Source organism: Micromonospora sp. D75 (genome assembly GCF_018070405.1).
GTDB lineage: Bacteria > Actinomycetota > Actinomycetes > Mycobacteriales > Micromonosporaceae > Micromonospora > Micromonospora chalcea.
Genome location: NZ_JAGPXV010000052.1, coordinates 1 through 16,836, shown reverse-complemented (window position 1 = coordinate 16,836; position 16,836 = coordinate 1). Strand labels below are relative to the sequence as shown.

Sequence of the window (16,836 nt, the reverse complement as noted above, 5' to 3'; positions counted from 1 at the left end):
GATCATGCAGGCGCCGACCGGCGGCACGGCGGCGTCGAGGGCCTTGAGCGTGCCGATGACGGTGAACAGGCCGAGGCCGGCGGCGTCGAGCACCAGCACCGTGGTGCGCAGCCGGGCGAGCTGCGGGTGAAGCCAGAACACGGCGGCGGCGGTGACGGACGCGGTGGCGGCGTACCGCCAGTCGGCGAACGCCAGCGGGGGCACCTCGTCGATCGCCAGGTCACGGAAGATTCCTCCGCCGAGCGCGGCGACCACGCCGACGAAGACGACGCCGAACAGGTCGAGCCGTTTCGCCACCGCCGCGGAGGCGCCGGAGGCGGCGAAGACCGCCACGCCGGTGAGGTCGGCGACAAGCAGGGCGGTGGAGGTGGTCACCGCCGCAGGTTACGTCGAGGGGCGGCGGAGCCGCCCGCTGTCACTCGGCGTACGAGTCGTAGATCTCCTTGCACTTCGGGCACACCGGCGAGCCGGGCTTGGCCGCCTTGGTGACCGGGAACGTCTCGCCGCAGAGCGCGACCACGAAGGTGCCCATGACGGCACTCTCAGCGATCTTCTCCTTACGGACGTAGTGGAACATCTCCGGACCAGTGTCCGCGTCCTTCAGCTCGGGACGCTCGAGAACCTCTGTGCTCACGACTCCACCTCCGGCGTTCCAGTTTTCCAGGTCGGTCCGTCCTGGTCCACCTGGGCCCCGGGCGGGAGCGGGCCGTACGGTAGCCGACGTGACCAACTTTCACATCAGTCTCGGTAGTGAGGTGGCCGACGCCCTGCGCGACGGCCGCCCGGTCGTGGCGTTGGAGAGCACGATCGTCTCGCACGGGCTGCCCCGGCCGGACAACCTGCGCGTGGCGCGCGAGATCGAGCAGGCGGTACGGGACGCGGGCGCGGTGCCGGCCACCATCGGCATGGTCGCCGGCGAGTTGCGGGTGGGGCTGGACGACGCCCAGCTCACCCGCCTCGCCACCGTCGACGGCGTGAGCAAGCTCTCGGTCCGCGACCTGGCCCCGGCGGCGGCCACCGGCGCGGACGGCGCCACCACCGTCGCGGCCACCAGCGCGGACGCTGCGGCGGCCGGGATCGGCGTGTTCGCCACCGGCGGGCTCGGCGGCGTGCACCGGGAGGCGGCGCAGACGTTCGACGAGTCGGCGGACCTGGTCACGCTGGCCCGGACCCCGATCGCGGTGGTCTGCGCCGGGGTGAAGTCGATCCTCGACGTGGGCGCCACGCTGGAGCGGCTGGAGACGCTCGGGGTGGGCGTGGTCGGCTACCGCACCCGCCGCTTCCCCGGCTTCTACCTCACCGACGCCGGCTTCGACCTGGACTGGTCGGTCGAGTCGCCGGAGCAGGTGGCGGACGTGCTGGCCGCCCGCGCGGCGCACGGCGTGCACCACGGCGGCCTGGTGGTGGCCAACCCGCTGCCCGCCGACGAGCAGCTCGACCCGGCGCTGCACGACCGGACGCTCGCCGAAGGGCTGGCCGCGCTGGCCCGCGAGGGGATCACCGGCAAGGCGGTCACCCCGTTCCTGCTGTCGCACTTCCACTCGGCGACCGAGGGCGCCAGCCTGGCGGTGAACGTCCGGATCATCCTGCGCAACGCCGACCTCGCGGCCCGGATCGCGGTCGCCGCGGCGACCCGTCGCGCCCCATGAGCGCCACGCCGCGCATCGTCGTCGTCGGCGACGTGATCACCGACGTGCTCGCGGTGCTGTCCGGGCCGCTCGCGACCGGCTCGGACACCGCGGCCGGGATCCGGTTCAGCGGCGGCGGGCAGGCGGCGAACACCGCGGCCTGGCTCGCCGGGCAGGGCGCGGCGGTGACGCTGGTCGCCGCCGTCGGCGACGACGAGACCGGCCGGGAACGGGTGGCCGAGCTGACCCGGATCGGTGTGGACTGCGCGGTGGAGCGGCACGAGGGCTACCCGACCGGCACCGTCATCGTGCTCGCCCACGACGGGGAGCGCACGATGATCAGTCAGCGGGGCGCGAACCTGCGGCTGACCGCCGCGCACGTGGACGCGGCGCTGGCCGCCGCGCCCGACGCCGGGCATCTGCACCTGTCCGCGTACACCCTGTTGGACGTCGGGTCGCGCGGCGCCGGCCTGCGCGCGCTGGCCACGGCCCGCGAGCGCGGGCTGACCGTCAGCGTCGACGCGGCGTCCGCGGCGCCGCTGCGGCGCGTCGGCGGGGCGTTCCTGACCTGGGTACGCGACGTCGACCTGCTGCTGGTCAACACGGACGAGGCGACGGTGCTGGCCGGCGGGCTGGACCCGGCGGCGCAGGCGCGGGCGCTGACCGCGGTGGCGCACCGGGTGGTGGTCAAGCGCGGCGCGGCGGGCGCGGTGTGGGTGGAGCGCGGCGGTGTGGTGGAGTTCGCGCCGGCACCCGGGGTGGACGTGGTGGACGTGACCGGAGCCGGGGACGCGTTCGCCGCCGGGCTGCTCACCGCGTGGCTGGCCGGCGCCGACCCGCGCGCCGCGCTGGCCCGCGCCGGTGACCTGGGCGCGCTCGCCGTGACGACGGTGGGCGCCCGCCCGGCGCCCTGACGGCGGTGGCCGGTCCGGGCGGGTGCTCCGCCCGGGCCGGTCAGGGCTCGGCGTCGATGATCTTGTGCGGGTTCTCCTCGGCGGTGAGGGCGGTGGGTGCGGGCTCCTCGCGACGCCGGTTCTGGAACCGGTTCGCCAGCCGGTGCTCCTCCTTGGGCGGACGGTCGTTGGCGAGCAGCACGGCGAGCCAGGGCACGAGCACCATGCCGAGCGCGCACAGCGGCAGCCAGAGCCAGAGCAGCGGTGCCTTCGCGCCGACCAGGATCGCGCCCGCCACCAGACACGCGACCCGGATGGCCATCATCAGCACGTAACGCTTCTGCCGGCTGTTGAGCTGGTCGTCCTGGCTGCGCGGGGCGTCGGTGATCAGGATCGGCTGGTACGCCTGACGCTTCACCACGGACCTCCTACGAGGGGATACGGCCCATCCTGTCACTCCGGACGGATGATCGGCGAAATTCGTGACGAGCGGTCGCGTGTTACGTGGGTGGTACGCTTCGATCCGTGGCCAACCGGTTCAGCTTCACCGACGAGGCGCTGGCGAACCTGCGGGTCTACGACGTCACACCCGGGGAAGTCTGGGAGGCCCTGCACAGCAGGCACCGGGTCATCCGGCACCTCGGTGACGACGTGATGGTGGTCTACGCCACCGAGCACCGCGGCCGGCGACTCGCCGTGCTGCTGGCCGAGGCCGACGGCACCGACAACGACTGGGACATCCTCTCCGCCCGCGAACTGAGCGACGTCGAGGCCAAGCGCTACGACGAGGCGGTGCGGAACTCACGCCGACGAGGAGGCGGTCACGATGCACCGTGACGAGGCGACCAAGCGGTTCCACGCCGGGGGCGACACGTTCGCCGACCTGATCGACGACACGTCACCGGCCCAACTGCCCACCCCCGACACCGACGTGCCGATGGTGAGCCGGTCGGTCCGGCTCCCGCTGGAGACGTACGAGCGGGTCCGCGCCGCCGCCGACGCGCGCGGCATCGGCGTGACCACGCTGATGCGGCAGTGGATCGAGGCCGGCCTGGCCGACCTGGACGACTCGGCCACCGTCTCGCTGGCCGACGTACGCCGCGCGCTGGCGTCGCTGTCCCGCCCGACCGCCGCCTGACGACTCACGCCTCGGGGCCACCCTCGCCGAGCGCCTCCCGCCCGATCGGCGAGGCGGAGGACTCCGGCGGCCGGTGCCAGGCCCGGCGGGCGTCGGCGAACGCGACGAGCGCCAGCAGGACGGCCACCGCGCCGAGCGCGAACATCGCCGGCACGGCCACCAGCGCGGGCAGGAGCAGCACCAGGGCCAGCAGCCCGGCCAGCCGGGGGCGGGACACCCGGCCGAAGATCTCGTACTCGAACCGGGAGCGGGCGGCCAGGAACAGCGCCGGACCGCCCACCACGAAGACCAGCCAGTCGGGCCGGGCCGTGTCGTACGGGTGGGCGATGACCAACTCGTAGCCGACCGCCGCGCCGATCACCCCGAGCACCATGAACAGGTGGGTCTGCGCCGCCGACTCGGCCAGCCGTCCCGGCGTGCCGGCCGTCCGCAGCGCCTGCGCGAGCAGGTGACCGGCCCGGTAGAAGTAGATCCGCCAGAGCAACGCCGTGATCACGAACGAGATCGCGAACGCCACCGCGGCGTCGCCGGAGAACTCCTTGCCGCTGTAGGTCACGCCGATCACCAGGATCGACTCGCCGAGCGCGATGAGGAAGATCTGCTGGTAGCGCTCGGCGAGGTGCTCCCCGGCGACGAGCCACTGCCGGACCCGCGAGGCCCCGAGCCGGGGCAGCGGCCAGCCCAGGAGCGTGCCGAGATGGTCCACCGCCAGCGCGACGACCCACAGCGCCAGGCGCGGACCGGGCATCAGCGCGCCGGCGAGCCAGAGCGGGGCGCTGAATCCCGCCCAGGCGGCCAGCCGCAGCGGGACCATGCGGCGCGGATGCCCCCGCAGCGCCACCGCGATCAGCAGCGGCCGGCCGACCATCACCGCGACGTACGCGAGCGCGAACGGCAGCGCCCGTTCCTCCAGCGCCCGGGGCAGCGTCACCCCCAGCACCAGGCTGCCGAACATGGTGCCGACCACCACGACCTGGATGACCGTGCGCTCCGGCTCGTACCGGCTGGTCACCCAGGTGGTGAGGGTCCAGACCTGCCAGAGCACCAGGAACAGCAGCAGGGTCTTGCCCACGTCGGCGGCCACCGCACCGGCCGAGCCGTCGAGCCCGTCGATCAGGCGCTGCGAGACCCGGGTCAGCGCGAACACGAAGACCAGGTCGAAGAAGAGCTCCAGGAAGGTGGCCCGGCCGGGGCTGGACGCGGTACGCAGCAGCGCCCCGCCCCGCTGCTCGGTCATCGTCCGCCCCCGTCCCCCGTCCTGGCAACAAACGACAGGGGCGGCGGGCCGGTTGCGGCGGCGGGCGGCGGATCAGCCCTTCGCGGCCTTCGCCTCCGCCTTCATCCGCTGCTTGAACTCGCGTACCCGGCGCAGCGACTCCGGATCGGTCACGTCCGCCACCGACCGGTGGGCGTCCGCGTCGCCGTAGTCACCGGCCGCCTCGCGCCAGCCGTCCGGGGTGACTCCGAACCGCTTCCCGAGCAGCGCGACGAAGATCTGCGCCTTCTGCCGGCCGAACCCGGGCAGCTCGCCGACCCGGCGCAGCAGTTCCCGCCCGTCGGCCACATCCGACCAGAGCCGGGCCGGGTCGCCGTCGTAGCGCTCGACGAGCATCCGGCACACCTCCTGCACGCGGGCCGCCATCGCCTTCGGGAAGCGATGCAGCGCCGGCGGCCGGGCGAAGAGCTCCACCAGCGCCTCCGGGTCGTACCCGGCCAGTTCCGCGGCGTCCGGCTCGTGGCCGAGCCGCTGCGCCAGCACGTACGGGGAGGAGAACGCCTTCTCCATCGGCACCTGCTGGTCCAGCACCATGCCGAGGAGCAGGGCCAGCGGGCTGCGCGCCAGAAGTTCGTTGGCCTGCGGGTCGATGGGCAGTGACAGCGTCATGGCGAACATGCTGTCACCCCGCATCGGCCGACGACGGGGACACGCGTACGGCACACAGGAGGAATACTTACGGATCCAGTACGGGAACGGGGGGAACAGCCGGTGCCGTCCGTGGCCGATGAGTTGCTCGCCGCCTACGACACTCAGTTGCGGGCCTGGACACCGCCGGCCCTCGGCCCACTCGGAGTCGTCTTCGAGCAGGACGGACCCGTCGTACGGGCGCATTTCGGCACCCACGGCACGGTGGACCACCGTGACCTGCCCGGGGCCGGGCTGGGCGCCCTGATCCGGCGGCAGCAAGAAGCCTTCGCCGCAAGCGGCGAGCCGGTCGAGTGGAAGGTCCACGCGTACGATCCACCGCAGCTCGCCGAGCACCTCGTCGCCGCCCGATTCACCCCCGGCTGGGAACGTCACGTGCTGGTGGCTCCGATCGACTCCCTGCCCTCCGCACCGTTTCCGCTTCCCGTCGGACAGCGCGTCCGGGAGGTCACGTTCGGGGAGCACCCACTGCTGGCGCGGGTACAGGCGATGGCTGCGGCCTCCGGCCCGCACCGGACGACGCTGGCGCAGTCGGAGGCGGACGGCGACGCCATCGGCTGGTGCCGAAACCTGGCGGTGCGAGAACTCGACGGATGGGCTCTGGCAGCCGGCTGGGCCATCCTCGTCGACGGCACCGAGTTCGTCTCCATCGGCGGCATGACCTTGCCTGAGCCCGCATTCCTGCCCGGTTGGCGGGCCTGGATCGACCTGCGTACCCGGCACCCGGGGGATTCTCGTCCGCCGGATGGCTGCCGATGGCGATACGTTGTCGCGGAGGCCACCGGTGATCTCCGGGCGATGCTTCTCGGCGTGGGCTTCCATGATGTGACGACGGTCCGTTCCTACCACTGGTCTCCCCCGAACCCGCCGGCGCGGGAGCGTCCGGTGGTGCTGGTCTTCGACGATCCGCAGGGGGATGAGATCTGGGGGCGCTTCGCCTCTCAGTGGGAGTTCTCGGCCGCGACGCAGGCTCATCCTCGGCTGGTGGAGCCGCCGGAGTCGGTGGCCTGGCACCTCGCCGCGATCGAGGAGGACGAGGCAGGCATCGCGGCACTGGAGTCGATCGTCCAGCGCGGCCTGCGGGCCACCGTTCGCCCCGGCGAGCGCGTGTATGCCCTTCATCCGTTCGTCCAGGGATACCACTTCGACCCGCGACGGACCGGCGGGCCGGGGCAACCGCCTACGCCGCGCTGCGCCTTCCCGGACCGCGGCGACCACCGCCTTTTCACCACAGCCGACCTGCGGCTGGGCACGTTCGGCGACCCGTGGGGCCAATCGCTCTGCGTCTTCGGCGGTGATCTGCTCGCCGAGGTCGAGGCCGACCTCACCGCCCTGCTCGGAACCGTTCTCCGCCGTGGGGGCCGTCCCGTGGGCAACATCTGGAGTTTCGGCCCGGACGGGCACAGCGTCAGCGGCCCGTGAACGTCTCCCTGGGTTGCCGCTCTGGTCGGCGGTCGTGGGTGCCGACTCTCCGACAGGAGACATCGAGTGCCTGAACAAGCCGCGAGGAGCAGAACGGTTACCCTCGGTGCGTCGTCCCAACGGAGGTTGCCGTGCCGAGTCTGGAGAGACCCCGCGTCGAGTACCGCACGCCCGAAGATCTGGTCCGGGACGTCACGGCAGGGCTGGTGCGGATTCCCCCCTTTCAGCGCTCCTTCAAGTGGGAGGGATCGGACATCGTCCGGCTCTTCGACAGTCTGTTGCGCGGATTTCCAATCGGGAATCTGCTTCTCTGGCAACGCCCCGCACCGGCCCAGCGGCTCCAGGTGGGGCCGCTCGACATCGAGGCTCCCGAGGTAACCGCCGCCCTCTGGGTGGTGGACGGGCAGCAGCGCATCGTGTCCATCGTCGGCGCGCTGACCATGGCTGACCAAGCTGTCGATCCACGATTTCGCATCCACCTCGATCTCGACACCGGCGAATTTCACACCGCCGGCACCCGTCAACGGCCCCCACGTACCTGGGTGCCCGTCAGCTTCCTGCTCGACACCGCGGTCCTGCTCCGCTGGATGCGCGACAACTCGTGGCTGTCAGAGAGTCAGCTAGCGCTGGCCGACCAAGCCGCCAAAGCGATCCGCGAGTACCAGATCCCGACCTACGTGGTGCACTCCGCCGATGAGCACGCGCTGCTCGAGATCTTCACGCGGATGAACTCGACCGGCAAACGCCTGACCAAGTCCGAGGTCTTCCAGGCTCTGCATGCCGGCGCCGTCGGCGACGAGTTGAGCAGCCTGCACGAACTGGGTCAGGTTCCCGCCGTCCTGGGATTCGGCGCGCTTGACGATCGGTTGACCCTCCGCTGCGTCCTGGCGTACCGAGGTGGAGACATCTTCCGGGAGGACTTCCGCCAGGAGTTCGGGCCGCGAGACGACCCGGGCGAGACGCTGCGCGAGGTCGCCGCACGACTGCGTGAGGCCGTCGAATTCCTCCGCGGTACCTGCGGCATCCCACACATCAGGCTGCTGCCCTACTCCCACGTGCTGCCGATCCTGGTCCGTTTCATCCGCTTGCACGGCGTACCGGCCGGCCGGCCGGCGACTCTGCTTCGACGCTGGGTCTGGCGGAGCGCGGTCGCTGGAACGCGGGCCCGCGCAGTGAGCGTCGCGGACATCCGCAGCCAGGTCGAGGCGGTCGGCACCTCCACCGCGCAAGCTGCGGCAACGAACCTGCTGCGGCAGGTGCAGCAGTTCCCGGATTTCGTCGCGGAACTGGACAAGGTCCACTTCAATCACGCGATGGCGAAGCTCAACACGCTCGGGTTGCTCTCTGCCGAACCTCGCGACCCGTTCCGGGGCGAGATTCTGGACGTCAGCCGCCTGCTCGACCAAGGGAGCCCGTTGAGACCACTCCTGGCCGTCAGTGGACACGCTGGCGGAACGATCGCCAACCGGTTCATCCTGCCGCCCGGGGAACGCCCGTCACCGCAGCTCCTCGCGTCGGCTGAACCGGCCGTCGCCGCCAGCCACCTGATCGACGAGCAAGCGCAGGAACGATTGGCGCGCGAAGACTGGCCAGCCTTCCTCGAGCTACGCGGCAGGTCGTGCGAGCGGACCATCACCGAGCACGTCAACCGCATGGCCGAGTGGGGCGCGCGGGACGGCCGCGCGATGGCTGACATTCTCCGACCGGTCGCCTGACATGGCAGTCGTCACTGCCGAAGTACGGCTGCACGGTAGACAGGTAGGCGAGCTGAGGTTCCGGCAGGGCGGCTCGGAGTTCAGCTACGACGACGATCTCGCCTCGCCCCGGCACCAAGTGCTGGGGCAGGTCTTCGAGGACGATCCGCGGGCGATCCGGCGGGCGAGGGTGGGCCTGCCCGCCTGGTTCGCCAACCTCCTGCCGGAGGGTGCCCTCCGCCGCCAGATCGTCCGGGAACTGGGCGGGGGGAACATCGGCGACTTCACGCTGCTGCTACGTGTGGGCGGCAACCTGCCGGGGGCGGTGACGGTTCACGCCGATGTCGAGCCGGCGGATGACGTGATCTCCAACGCGCTGGATGAAGCGAACCATCCTCTGCGGCATTCCCTGGCAGGCGTGCAGCTCAAGTATTCGATCTCCGCAGACCGCCTGGCTGTTCCCGTGAGCGGGCAGGGTTCCTGGTGGATCGTGAAGCTGCCCGACCAGGGCCTGCGAAATCTTCCCGTCAACGAGTACCTCACGATGAGTTGGCTTCGCGCGGCTGACTTCCCGGTGCCGCCGGTGGACCTGATCCGGGCGGATGCCGTGAAGGGTCTCCCCGACGGAATGATCGATCCCGGTGACCTCGTCTACCTCATCCGGCGGTTCGACCGGTCGACCACCGGGCGTATCCACGTGGAGGACTTCGCCCAGGTTGCGGACATCGGGCCGATGTTCAAGTACAGCGAGTCGGGCGCGAGCTACGACACGTTGGCCGCAGCGATCCTCCAACTCACCGGAGAGGACGGCTACCTCGACTTCATCAGCCGCTTGGTCGCGATGCTGGTGGTCGGAAACACCGACGGGCACCTGAAGAACTGGGCCCTGATCTATCCGGACGGCCGCACGCCACGCCTGGCTCCGGTCTACGACTTCCACTCACTGTCGGTCTATTCCCGTTACCGCTGGTCGCCGTTGGCGCTCAGCCTCGGCGCCGAGACCGTCCCGGCGCTCATCGACCAGGAGCACTTCCACCGACTGGCGGACGGTGCAGGCGGTGATCCGGGCCGCACACTGGAGACGGTCGCCCGGACGGTGGACCGCCTCCGCGAGGCGTGGCACAGCGGCCTGATGAACGAGACTCATGCCCGTTTTCCGGCCCTGGCCGACCACTACTCCCAGCGGCTGACGAGCCTGCCGATCTGTCAGTCCGCTCACTGACGTGACGCGGCCCGGCGGACCCCTGGAGGTCCACCGGGCCGCGGCCCACGGTGTGGTCAGGTCACCCGTGTCGTCAGTTGACGACGAAGAGCAGCCGGTTCGGCGAGCCCGAGCCCGGGCTGGTCACCTTGCCGGTGGTGGCGTTGCTGGTCAGGTAGCTGGCCACCTGAGCCGGGGTGTAGGAGGTGTTGGCGGACAGCACGAGCGCCGCCGCGCCGGCCACGTGCGGGGACGCCATCGAGGTGCCGCTGATCGAGTTGGTGGCGGTGTCGCTGGTCCGCCACGCCGAGGTGATCGACGAACCCGGGGCGAAGATGTCCACGCAGGAGCCGTAGTTGGAGTAGGAGGCACGGGCGTCGGTGCTGGTGGTGGCGCCCACCGTGATCGCCGCGGCGACCCGGGCCGGCGACGAGTTGCAGGCGTTGGCGCTGGAGTTGCCGGCCGCGAGCGCGTACGTGATGCCGGAGTTGATCGAGTTGGCCACCGCGTTGTCCAGCGTGGTGCTGGCGCCGCCGCCGAGGCTCATGTTGGCCACGGCCGGCTTCACCGCGTTCGAGGTGACCCAGTTGACGCCGCTGATCACGCCGGCGGTGGTGCCGCTGCCGGAGCAGTTGAGCACCTTGACGGCCACCAGGCGCACGCCCTTGGCCACGCCGTACTTGGTGCCGCCGACGGTGCCGGCGACGTGGGTGCCGTGGCCGTTGCAGTCGGTGTTGTTGGTGTCGACCGTGTTGGTGCCCCAGGTGGCCCGGCCGCCGAAGTCGCTGTGCGTGGTGCGGATGCCCGTGTCGATGATGTAGGCGCGCACGTTGCTGGCGGTGTTCGGGTAGGTGAAGGTGCTGTTCAGCGGCAGGTTGCGCTGGTCGATCCGGTCCAGGCCCCAGGTGGCCCCGGTCTGGGTGCCCTGGGTGGTCATGACGCGGTCCTGCTCGACGTACGCGACCGCCGGGTCGGCGGCGAGCCGGCGCGCCTGGGCGGCGGTCATCTTCGCGCTGTAGCCGGTGAGAGCGGAGCTCCACACCGTGCCGACGTTGCCGCCGTAGCGCTTGGCCAGGCCGGCGGCCCGGTCCGGGACGGCGGTACGGGCGGCGAGGGTGTTCGCGGTGCCGACCGCGTCGCCCTTGAGCACGACCACGTAGCTGCCGCTGACGGCGTCGGCGGCACCGGCGTACCGGATCTCCCCGGTGGGCGCGGCGAGAGCGGGCGTGGAGGCGGCGGCGGCGAAGGCCGCGGCGGCGGCCGTGACGGCGAGCGCACGCAGCGCGCGGCGCCGGGGAAGGGACACGTCGGGCATCGTCTGGCTCCCTACCGGGGCAGCCCGGTTTGTGGCCGGATCACCCCATCGACGGATGTTGGCAGGAATGCTAACCAGAGATCGACAAACATGAAAGAGATAGTTGCCGATAGATACGGTCCACGTTATGGATCGGCGGGTGCGCGCCACGCCGGACGGCGCCCGAGGCAGGATGAGCACGTGGACCGTCACGACATGCTGCTCTCCCCCGCCGGGGTCGACGCGCTGCGCACCGCGCTGACTCGCCCGCTTCACCGCCAACGGGATCGCCGACCGCCTGGGCCCGCAGGGCACCGGCGGCGTGGCCCGCAACGACTACCGGGCCGCGCTGCGCGCCACCGAGGACCGGGACCGGCTGGCCACGCTGATCCGCGTCTTCATCTGCGACCAGACCGAGCCGGAGGCGGCGGTCGCCGACGCGCTGGCCCCGCTGGCGCGGGACGAGGCGCTGGCCGGGGGCATCGTCGAGCGGCACGGCGACGGCCTGCGCGCCGGAGTCGACCTGGAGCCGTACGGCGACGACTGGTGGGTGCTCGCCGACGTGCCCGCCAGCGCCCGGCCCGGCCGTCCGCTGCACGCCGAGCACGTGCTGGGCATCGGCGGCGCGACCCAGACGCTGATCTCGGCGGCCGTACGCCCGGTCGTGGACACCGCACTCGACCTCGGCACCGGCTCCGGCGTACAGGCGCTGCACCTGGGCACCCACGCCCGCCGGGTCACCGCCACCGACGTCTCCGAGCGGGCGCTGCGGTTCGCCGCCACCACCGCCGCGCTCAACGGGCAGGACTGGGAACTGCTGCGCGGCGACATGGTCGCCCCGGTGGCCGGACGCCGCTTCGACCTGGTGGTCAGCAACCCGCCGTTCGTGGTCGGGCCGGGCACCACCACGCACGTCTACCGGGACTCCGGGCGGGTCGGCGACGCGATCGGCGCGGAGCTGGCCGCCGCCGCGCCGGACCTGCTCACCGAGGGCGGCACCATGCAGTACCTGGCGAACTGGGTGCACGTCACCGGTGAGGACTGGGCCGAGCGGGTCACCGGCTGGTTCGCCGGCACCGGCCTGGACGCCTGGGTCATCCAGCGCGAGGTGGCCGACCCGATGGCGTACGTGAACCTCTGGCTGACCGACGTCGGCGAGAGCGCCGACCCGCAGCGGATGGCGGCCTGGCTGGACTGGTTCGACGCGCACAAGGTGGAGGCGATCGGTTTCGGCATCGTCTCGCTGCGCCGCTCCGGCCACGCCCGGCCGGTCGTCCGGGTGGAGGACCTGCGCCAGCGGGTCGAGCCGCCGCTGGGCGACCGGATCGGCGAGTGGTTCACCAGGCAGGACTGGCTGCGCGCCCGGGACACCGAGGGCCTGCTCGCCGCCCGCTACCGCGCCGCCGAAGGGCTCCAGCTGCGGCAGGAGGCCACCATGGGCGACGACGGCTGGGCGGTGGACCGGCAGGTCCTGGCCATGCCGCGCGGGCTGCGCTGGTCGGAGGAGATCGACCCGCTGGTGCTCGCCCTGGTCGGCGGCGCGGACGGCCGGCTGCCGCTGCGCGACCAACTCTCGCTGCTGGCCGCCGCGCACGACGTGGCGCCGGACGAGCTGGCCGAGGCGGCCGGGCCGATCGTGGCGCACCTGGTCGAGCGCGGCATCATCGAGCCGGTGACCGACTGATGCGGGCGGTGGTGCAGACGGTCGGCCGGGCCCGGGTGACAGTCGACGACGAGGTGACCGGTGAGATCACCGACGGGCTGCTGGTGCTGCTCGGCGTCACCCACACCGACACCCCGCAGGTGGCCGCCACGATGGCCCGCAAGCTGCACGAGCTGCGCATCCTCGACGACGAACGCAGCGCCGCCGACGTCGGCGCGCCGCTGCTGGTGGTCAGCCAGTTCACGCTCTACGGCGACGCGCGCAAGGGCCGGCGGCCGAGCTGGACCGCCGCCGCTCCCGCCGAGGTGGCCGAACCCCTGGTGGACGCGGTGGTCGAACAGTTGCGCGCCCGGGGCGCGAAGGTGGAGACCGGCCGCTTCCGCGCCCACATGCTGGTGGAGAGCGTCAACGTCGGTCCCCGGACCCTCGTGCTCGATCTCTAGAAGAACAGCCCACGGCGGGACAGCGACTGCCGCAGCCAGCCGTCGAGCTGGGCGGCCCAGTCGGTCTGCTCCGCCGTGGCGTGGTCCACCGTGAACCGGCCGAAGGCGTCGCGGCCCTCGGTGAACAGACCGCCCCGCTTGTCCAGCTCCAGCACCACGTGCACCTGCTGCGGATCGGTGACGAAGGTGACCTCGAGCTGGTTCATCGCGCCCGCGTACTGCGGCGCCGGGTAGAACTCGATCTCCTGATAGAAGGGCAACTGCTGGCGTACGCCGTAGATGTGCCCACGCTCGACGTCGGCGCGCGCGAAGCGGAAGCCCAGCCGCAGCAGCGCCTCCAGCAGCCGCTCGTGGGCGGGCAGCGGGTGCACCGACACGGCGTCCATGTCGCCCTTGTCCACCGCCCGGGCCACCTCCAGCTCGGTACGCAGACCCATCGTCATGCCGTGCAGGTGCTGGCCGTACAGGTCGGTGAGCGGGGTCTCCCAGGGCACCTGGTAGCGGAACGGCACGTCGTAGCGCTGCCCCGGCTCCAGCCGGAACGCGCCGGTCATCTGGGCGCGGCCGAACTCCTGGTTGACGTCGTACTCCGAATCGGAACTCTCCACCTCGACCCGGGTGACCAGACCGAGCGCGACGTAGCTCACGTCCACCGGGTGGTCGCCGCCGACCACCTGGATCCGGCCCTCCAGAACGCCGCCCGGGCGACAGTTCGGGTTGGCCAGGACCGTCTCCACCGACGGTCCGCCCACACCCATCGCCTGCATGAGCCGCTTGAAGACCACCACGTTCTCCGATCATCAGTGCCGGGCCGGCCCCGACGGCCGGTCGGTGGCACGGTAACCGCGCCGGACAAGGGAATGCCGGATTCCCACGTGGATTCCTGTCGGGTCCCCGATCGCCTCACTCCCGTCTCACGCCCCGACCGCCAAGCTGTTTGTCATCGGCCCCCACCGCGTGGGCGGCACGGGACCGGTAGGCACGTCGGACACGGGGAGAACAGAGATGACCCAGCAGATGATCGAGCACCAGGACATGGACGTCACCCTCACGGACCTCGACGCCACCGACGAGCGCGGCGTCTCCACCGACCTGGTCCGGGCGTACCTGAACGGCATCGGCCGCACCAAGCTGCTCACCGCGGCGCAGGAGGTCGAGCTGAGCAAGCGGATCGAGGCCGGCCTCTTCGCCGAGGAGAAGCTGGCCACCTGCACCCCCGTCTCCGCCGAGCTGCGCGCGGACCTGGCGCTGATCGCGGCCGAGGGCCGCGCCGCCAAGGACCACCTGCTGGAGGCGAACCTGCGGCTGGTGGTGAGCATCGCCAAGCGCTACACCGGTCGCGGCATGGCCTTCCTCGACCTCATCCAGGAAGGCAACCTCGGCCTCATCCGCGCCGTCGAGAAGTTCGACTACACCAAGGGCTACAAGTTCTCCACCTACGCCACCTGGTGGATCCGCCAGGCCATCACCCGCGCCATGGCCGACCAGGCCCGCACCATCCGCATCCCCGTGCACATGGTCGAGCAGGTCAACCGGATGGTCCGGGTACGCCGTGAGCTGTCCGTTTCGCTGGGTCGCGAGCCCACCGTGAGCGAGGTGGCCGTGGCGCTGGAGATCCCCGAGTTCCAGGTGATCGAGCTGATCTCCTACGACCGGGAGCCGGTCAGCCTGGACCAGGCCGTCGGCGAGGACGGCGAGAGCGCGCTCGGCGACTTCGTCGCCGCCGTCGACCCGCGTACCGAGCCCGGTGACGCCGCCACCAACGGCGAGCTGCGCAACGAGGTCCGGATCGTGCTGGCCACGCTGTCCCAGCGGGAGCAGGCGGTGATCCGGCTGCGCTTCGGCCTGGACGACGGCCGGCAGCGCACGCTGGACGAGGTGGGCCGCGAGTTCGGGCTGTCCCGGGAGCGGATCCGGCAGATCGAGAAGGTGACGCTGCTGAAGCTGCGCGACCCGGAGCGGGCGAACCGGCTGGAGGCGTACGCCTGCTGATCCACCCCTGCCCCGACAGGCCCCGGCGGTTCGCCGGGGCCTGTCGCGCTTGACCGGGGCACTCCCAGCGTATAGAACCGAATGGTTACACAACCAGGAGGTTATGGACGTGCCCCCGGATCTGCTCGACGCCACCTTCGCCGCGCTCGCCGACCCCACCCGGCGGGCCATCCTCGCCCGGCTGGCCGCCGGGGAGGCCACAGTCACCGAGCTGGCCGAGCCGTTCGCGATGAGCCAGCCGGCCGTCTCCAAGCACCTCAAGGTGCTCGAACGCGCCGGCCTGGTCACCCGCGGCCGGGACGCGCAGCGCCGCCCCTGCCGGCTCGACGCCCGGCCGCTGCGGGAGGCCGTGGCGTGGCTGGCGAACTACCGGGACTACTGGGAAGAGAGCTACGCGCGCCTGGACGAGGTGCTCGCCGAACTGACCGCCGAGGAGCAGCGGTGACCGACCTGACCGTGACCCTGCACGGCGACCGGGAGATCCGCCTCAGCCGCGACTTCGCCGCTCCCCGGCATCTGGTGTTCGCCGCCTTCACCCGCCCCGAACTGCTGATGCGCTGGTGGGGCGCACGCGGCTGGCATCTCGTCGAGTGCGAGGTGGACCTGCGGGTGGGCGGACGCTGGCGGTTCGTCTCCCGCGGGCCGGACGGCGACCTGATGGCCCAGGGCGGCACGTACCGGGAGATCGACCCGCCGGCGCGGCTGGTCTGCACCGAACTCTTCGACGACCAGTCCTACCCGGGCGAGACGCTGGTGCGGCACGACTTCACCGGCTCGGCGGACCGGACGACAGTCGTCACCCACCTGCGCTACGCCACCCCGCAGGGCCGCGACACCGTCCTGCGCTACCCGATGATCCGCGGCCTGAGCGAGGCGTTCGACCGGCTCACCGCCGTGCTGCACACCATTGCGACGACAGGAGCGACAACATGAACTGGACGCTGGAAGTGGTGGTCGTACCGGTCTCCGACCTGGACCGGGCCAAGGAGTTCTACGCGCAACGGCTCGGCTTCGCCGTCGACCACGACACCGATCTCGGCGGGATGGGGCGGATCGTGCAACTCACTCCCCCGGGCTCCGGCTGCTCGATCGTCCTCGGCCGGGGCGTCGTACCGGAGATGCCGCCGGGCTCACTCAAGGGCCTGCAACTCGTCGTGGCCGACCTGGAACGGGCGCGCGCCGAACTGGTCGAGCGGGGCGTCGAGGTGAGCGAGATCCAGGTGATGGGCCAGAACCCGCACCCGGTGCCGCACCCGCTGGACAACGTCGGCTTCGTCTTCTTCCGTGACCCCGACGGCAACGGGTGGTCGGTGCAGCAGATCTCCGCCCGCGGCTGAGCGCTGCGGGTCGCGCGGGCGGGCGCTGCGGGTCGCGCGGGCGGGCGCTGTTAAGAAGGGGCCCTTCCTCTACCGGAGGCGTTAAGTGAGTGTTTGAGATTCCGGCTCAGGTGTGGGTTGCCTGGGCCGGTTTCGTGTGTCGGGCCAGGCGGGTGACCATGACGTGGATCATGGCCCAGGTGACGAAGGCGGCGTGGCTTGTGGGTA

The 16,836-nt window shown here is 71.6% G+C and carries 19 protein-coding genes and 1 pseudogene; 13 read left to right on the top strand and 7 right to left on the bottom strand.

Annotated elements, in window-relative coordinates:
• Both KBX39_RS05575 and KBX39_RS05570 read right to left on the bottom strand, forming a co-directional pair.
• Positions 1 to 375, bottom strand: a 375-nt coding sequence (locus KBX39_RS05575) for a TRIC cation channel family protein (RefSeq protein WP_210869437.1), incomplete at its 3' end; no start/stop codon positions are given.
• 40 nt (positions 376 to 415) lie between these two features.
• Positions 416 to 634: a DUF3039 domain-containing protein gene (locus KBX39_RS05570; protein WP_030502976.1), complete on the bottom strand. Its 219-nt coding sequence runs from the start codon at positions 632 to 634 to the stop codon at positions 416 to 418.
• An 88-nt stretch (positions 635 to 722) separates the two neighbouring features.
• On the opposite strand from KBX39_RS05570, the gene KBX39_RS05565 reads away from it, so the two are divergent.
• Together KBX39_RS05565 and KBX39_RS05560 are read left to right on the top strand one after the other, a co-directional pair.
• Positions 723 to 1,649 (top strand): pseudouridine-5'-phosphate glycosidase, encoded by a 927-nt coding sequence (locus tag KBX39_RS05565; RefSeq protein WP_210869435.1) that lies wholly within the window; start codon positions 723 to 725, stop codon positions 1,647 to 1,649.
• Entirely contained in the window at positions 1,646 to 2,542 is an 897-nt protein-coding gene (locus KBX39_RS05560; protein WP_064447137.1) for a carbohydrate kinase family protein, read from the top strand. Before KBX39_RS05565 ends, KBX39_RS05560 begins: the two co-directional genes overlap by 4 nt.
• Before the next feature lie 40 nt (positions 2,543 to 2,582).
• Here KBX39_RS05560 and KBX39_RS05555 read toward each other — a convergent pair whose 3' ends face one another.
• The gene (locus KBX39_RS05555) at positions 2,583 to 2,939 is read right to left on the bottom strand and encodes a DUF3099 domain-containing protein (protein ID WP_013284780.1); all 357 of its coding nucleotides are present in this window, start codon (positions 2,937 to 2,939) and stop codon (positions 2,583 to 2,585) included.
• Between the two features lie 107 nt (positions 2,940 to 3,046).
• Between KBX39_RS05555 and KBX39_RS05550 the strand changes: the two genes are divergently transcribed.
• Entirely contained in the window at positions 3,047 to 3,358 is a 312-nt protein-coding gene (locus KBX39_RS05550; RefSeq protein ID WP_043325691.1) for a hypothetical protein, read from the top strand.
• The gene (locus KBX39_RS05545) at positions 3,348 to 3,659 is read left to right on the top strand and encodes a hypothetical protein (RefSeq protein WP_030502972.1); all 312 of its coding nucleotides are present in this window, start codon (positions 3,348 to 3,350) and stop codon (positions 3,657 to 3,659) included. The genes KBX39_RS05550 and KBX39_RS05545 overlap by 11 nt, the downstream gene beginning before the upstream one ends.
• 4 nt (positions 3,660 to 3,663) lie before the next feature.
• On the opposite strand, the gene KBX39_RS05540 is transcribed toward KBX39_RS05545, so the two are convergent.
• Together KBX39_RS05540 and KBX39_RS05535 are read right to left on the bottom strand one after the other, a co-directional pair.
• On the bottom strand, positions 3,664 to 4,896 hold the full coding sequence (locus tag KBX39_RS05540) for a low temperature requirement protein A (protein ID WP_064447136.1): 1,233 nt from the start codon (positions 4,894 to 4,896) through the stop codon (positions 3,664 to 3,666).
• A gap of 72 nt (positions 4,897 to 4,968) precedes the next feature.
• Positions 4,969 to 5,553, bottom strand: a complete 585-nt coding sequence (locus KBX39_RS05535) for an HhH-GPD-type base excision DNA repair protein (protein WP_043325693.1) — start codon at positions 5,551 to 5,553, stop codon at positions 4,969 to 4,971.
• A gap of 405 nt (positions 5,554 to 5,958) precedes the next feature.
• Here KBX39_RS05535 and KBX39_RS05530 point away from each other — a divergent pair, with 405 nt between their 5' ends.
• The 3 genes from KBX39_RS05530 to KBX39_RS05520 all read left to right on the top strand — a co-directional run bounded on the left by KBX39_RS05530 (position 5,959) and on the right by KBX39_RS05520 (position 9,921).
• On the top strand, positions 5,959 to 7,005 hold the full coding sequence (locus KBX39_RS05530) for a DUF2716 domain-containing protein (protein ID WP_210869433.1): 1,047 nt from the start codon (positions 5,959 to 5,961) through the stop codon (positions 7,003 to 7,005).
• Positions 7,006 to 7,136: 131 nt separating this feature from the next.
• Positions 7,137 to 8,720 carry a DUF262 domain-containing protein gene (locus KBX39_RS05525; RefSeq protein WP_069089363.1) on the top strand — a complete coding sequence of 528 codons (1,584 nt, stop codon included), beginning with the start codon at positions 7,137 to 7,139 and terminating at the stop codon, positions 8,718 to 8,720.
• Between the two features lies 1 nt (position 8,721).
• Positions 8,722 to 9,921, top strand: a complete 1,200-nt coding sequence (locus KBX39_RS05520; RefSeq protein WP_043325695.1) for a type II toxin-antitoxin system HipA family toxin — start codon at positions 8,722 to 8,724, stop codon at positions 9,919 to 9,921.
• A gap of 73 nt (positions 9,922 to 9,994) precedes the next feature.
• Here KBX39_RS05520 and KBX39_RS05515 read toward each other — a convergent pair whose 3' ends face one another.
• The gene (locus KBX39_RS05515) at positions 9,995 to 11,215 is read right to left on the bottom strand and encodes a S8 family peptidase (RefSeq protein WP_043325696.1); all 1,221 of its coding nucleotides are present in this window, start codon (positions 11,213 to 11,215) and stop codon (positions 9,995 to 9,997) included.
• Positions 11,216 to 11,410: 195 nt separating this feature from the next.
• On the opposite strand from KBX39_RS05515, the pseudogene KBX39_RS05510 reads away from it, so the two are divergent.
• Together KBX39_RS05510 and dtd are read left to right on the top strand one after the other, a co-directional pair.
• Positions 11,411 to 12,878: pseudogene (locus KBX39_RS05510) on the top strand (methyltransferase).
• Positions 12,878 to 13,300, top strand: coding sequence for a D-aminoacyl-tRNA deacylase (gene dtd / locus KBX39_RS05505; protein ID WP_069089362.1), 423 nt, complete (start codon positions 12,878 to 12,880; stop codon positions 13,298 to 13,300). The pseudogene KBX39_RS05510 and the gene dtd overlap by 1 nt, the downstream one beginning before the upstream one ends.
• Here the strand turns inward: dtd and KBX39_RS05500 are convergent.
• A complete protein-coding gene (locus KBX39_RS05500; protein ID WP_043330535.1) occupies positions 13,297 to 14,085 on the bottom strand; it encodes a sporulation protein in 789 nt (262 codons plus the stop codon). The genes dtd and KBX39_RS05500 overlap by 4 nt on opposite strands.
• A gap of 220 nt (positions 14,086 to 14,305) precedes the next feature.
• Between KBX39_RS05500 and sigB the strand changes: the two genes are divergently transcribed.
• The 4 genes from sigB (at position 14,306) to KBX39_RS05480 (ending at position 16,629) form a co-directional block, all read left to right on the top strand.
• The gene (gene sigB, locus KBX39_RS05495; RefSeq protein WP_043325701.1) at positions 14,306 to 15,292 is read left to right on the top strand and encodes an RNA polymerase sigma factor SigB; all 987 of its coding nucleotides are present in this window, start codon (positions 14,306 to 14,308) and stop codon (positions 15,290 to 15,292) included.
• Positions 15,293 to 15,401: 109 nt separating this feature from the next.
• The gene (locus KBX39_RS05490; RefSeq protein ID WP_312246264.1) at positions 15,402 to 15,737 is read left to right on the top strand and encodes a metalloregulator ArsR/SmtB family transcription factor; all 336 of its coding nucleotides are present in this window, start codon (positions 15,402 to 15,404) and stop codon (positions 15,735 to 15,737) included.
• The gene (locus KBX39_RS05485; protein ID WP_113971746.1) at positions 15,734 to 16,225 is read left to right on the top strand and encodes an SRPBCC family protein; all 492 of its coding nucleotides are present in this window, start codon (positions 15,734 to 15,736) and stop codon (positions 16,223 to 16,225) included. The genes KBX39_RS05490 and KBX39_RS05485 overlap by 4 nt, the downstream gene beginning before the upstream one ends.
• On the top strand, positions 16,222 to 16,629 hold the full coding sequence (locus KBX39_RS05480; protein ID WP_043325703.1) for a VOC family protein: 408 nt from the start codon (positions 16,222 to 16,224) through the stop codon (positions 16,627 to 16,629). Before KBX39_RS05485 ends, KBX39_RS05480 begins: the two co-directional genes overlap by 4 nt.
• Positions 16,630 to 16,836 lie beyond the last annotated feature (207 nt).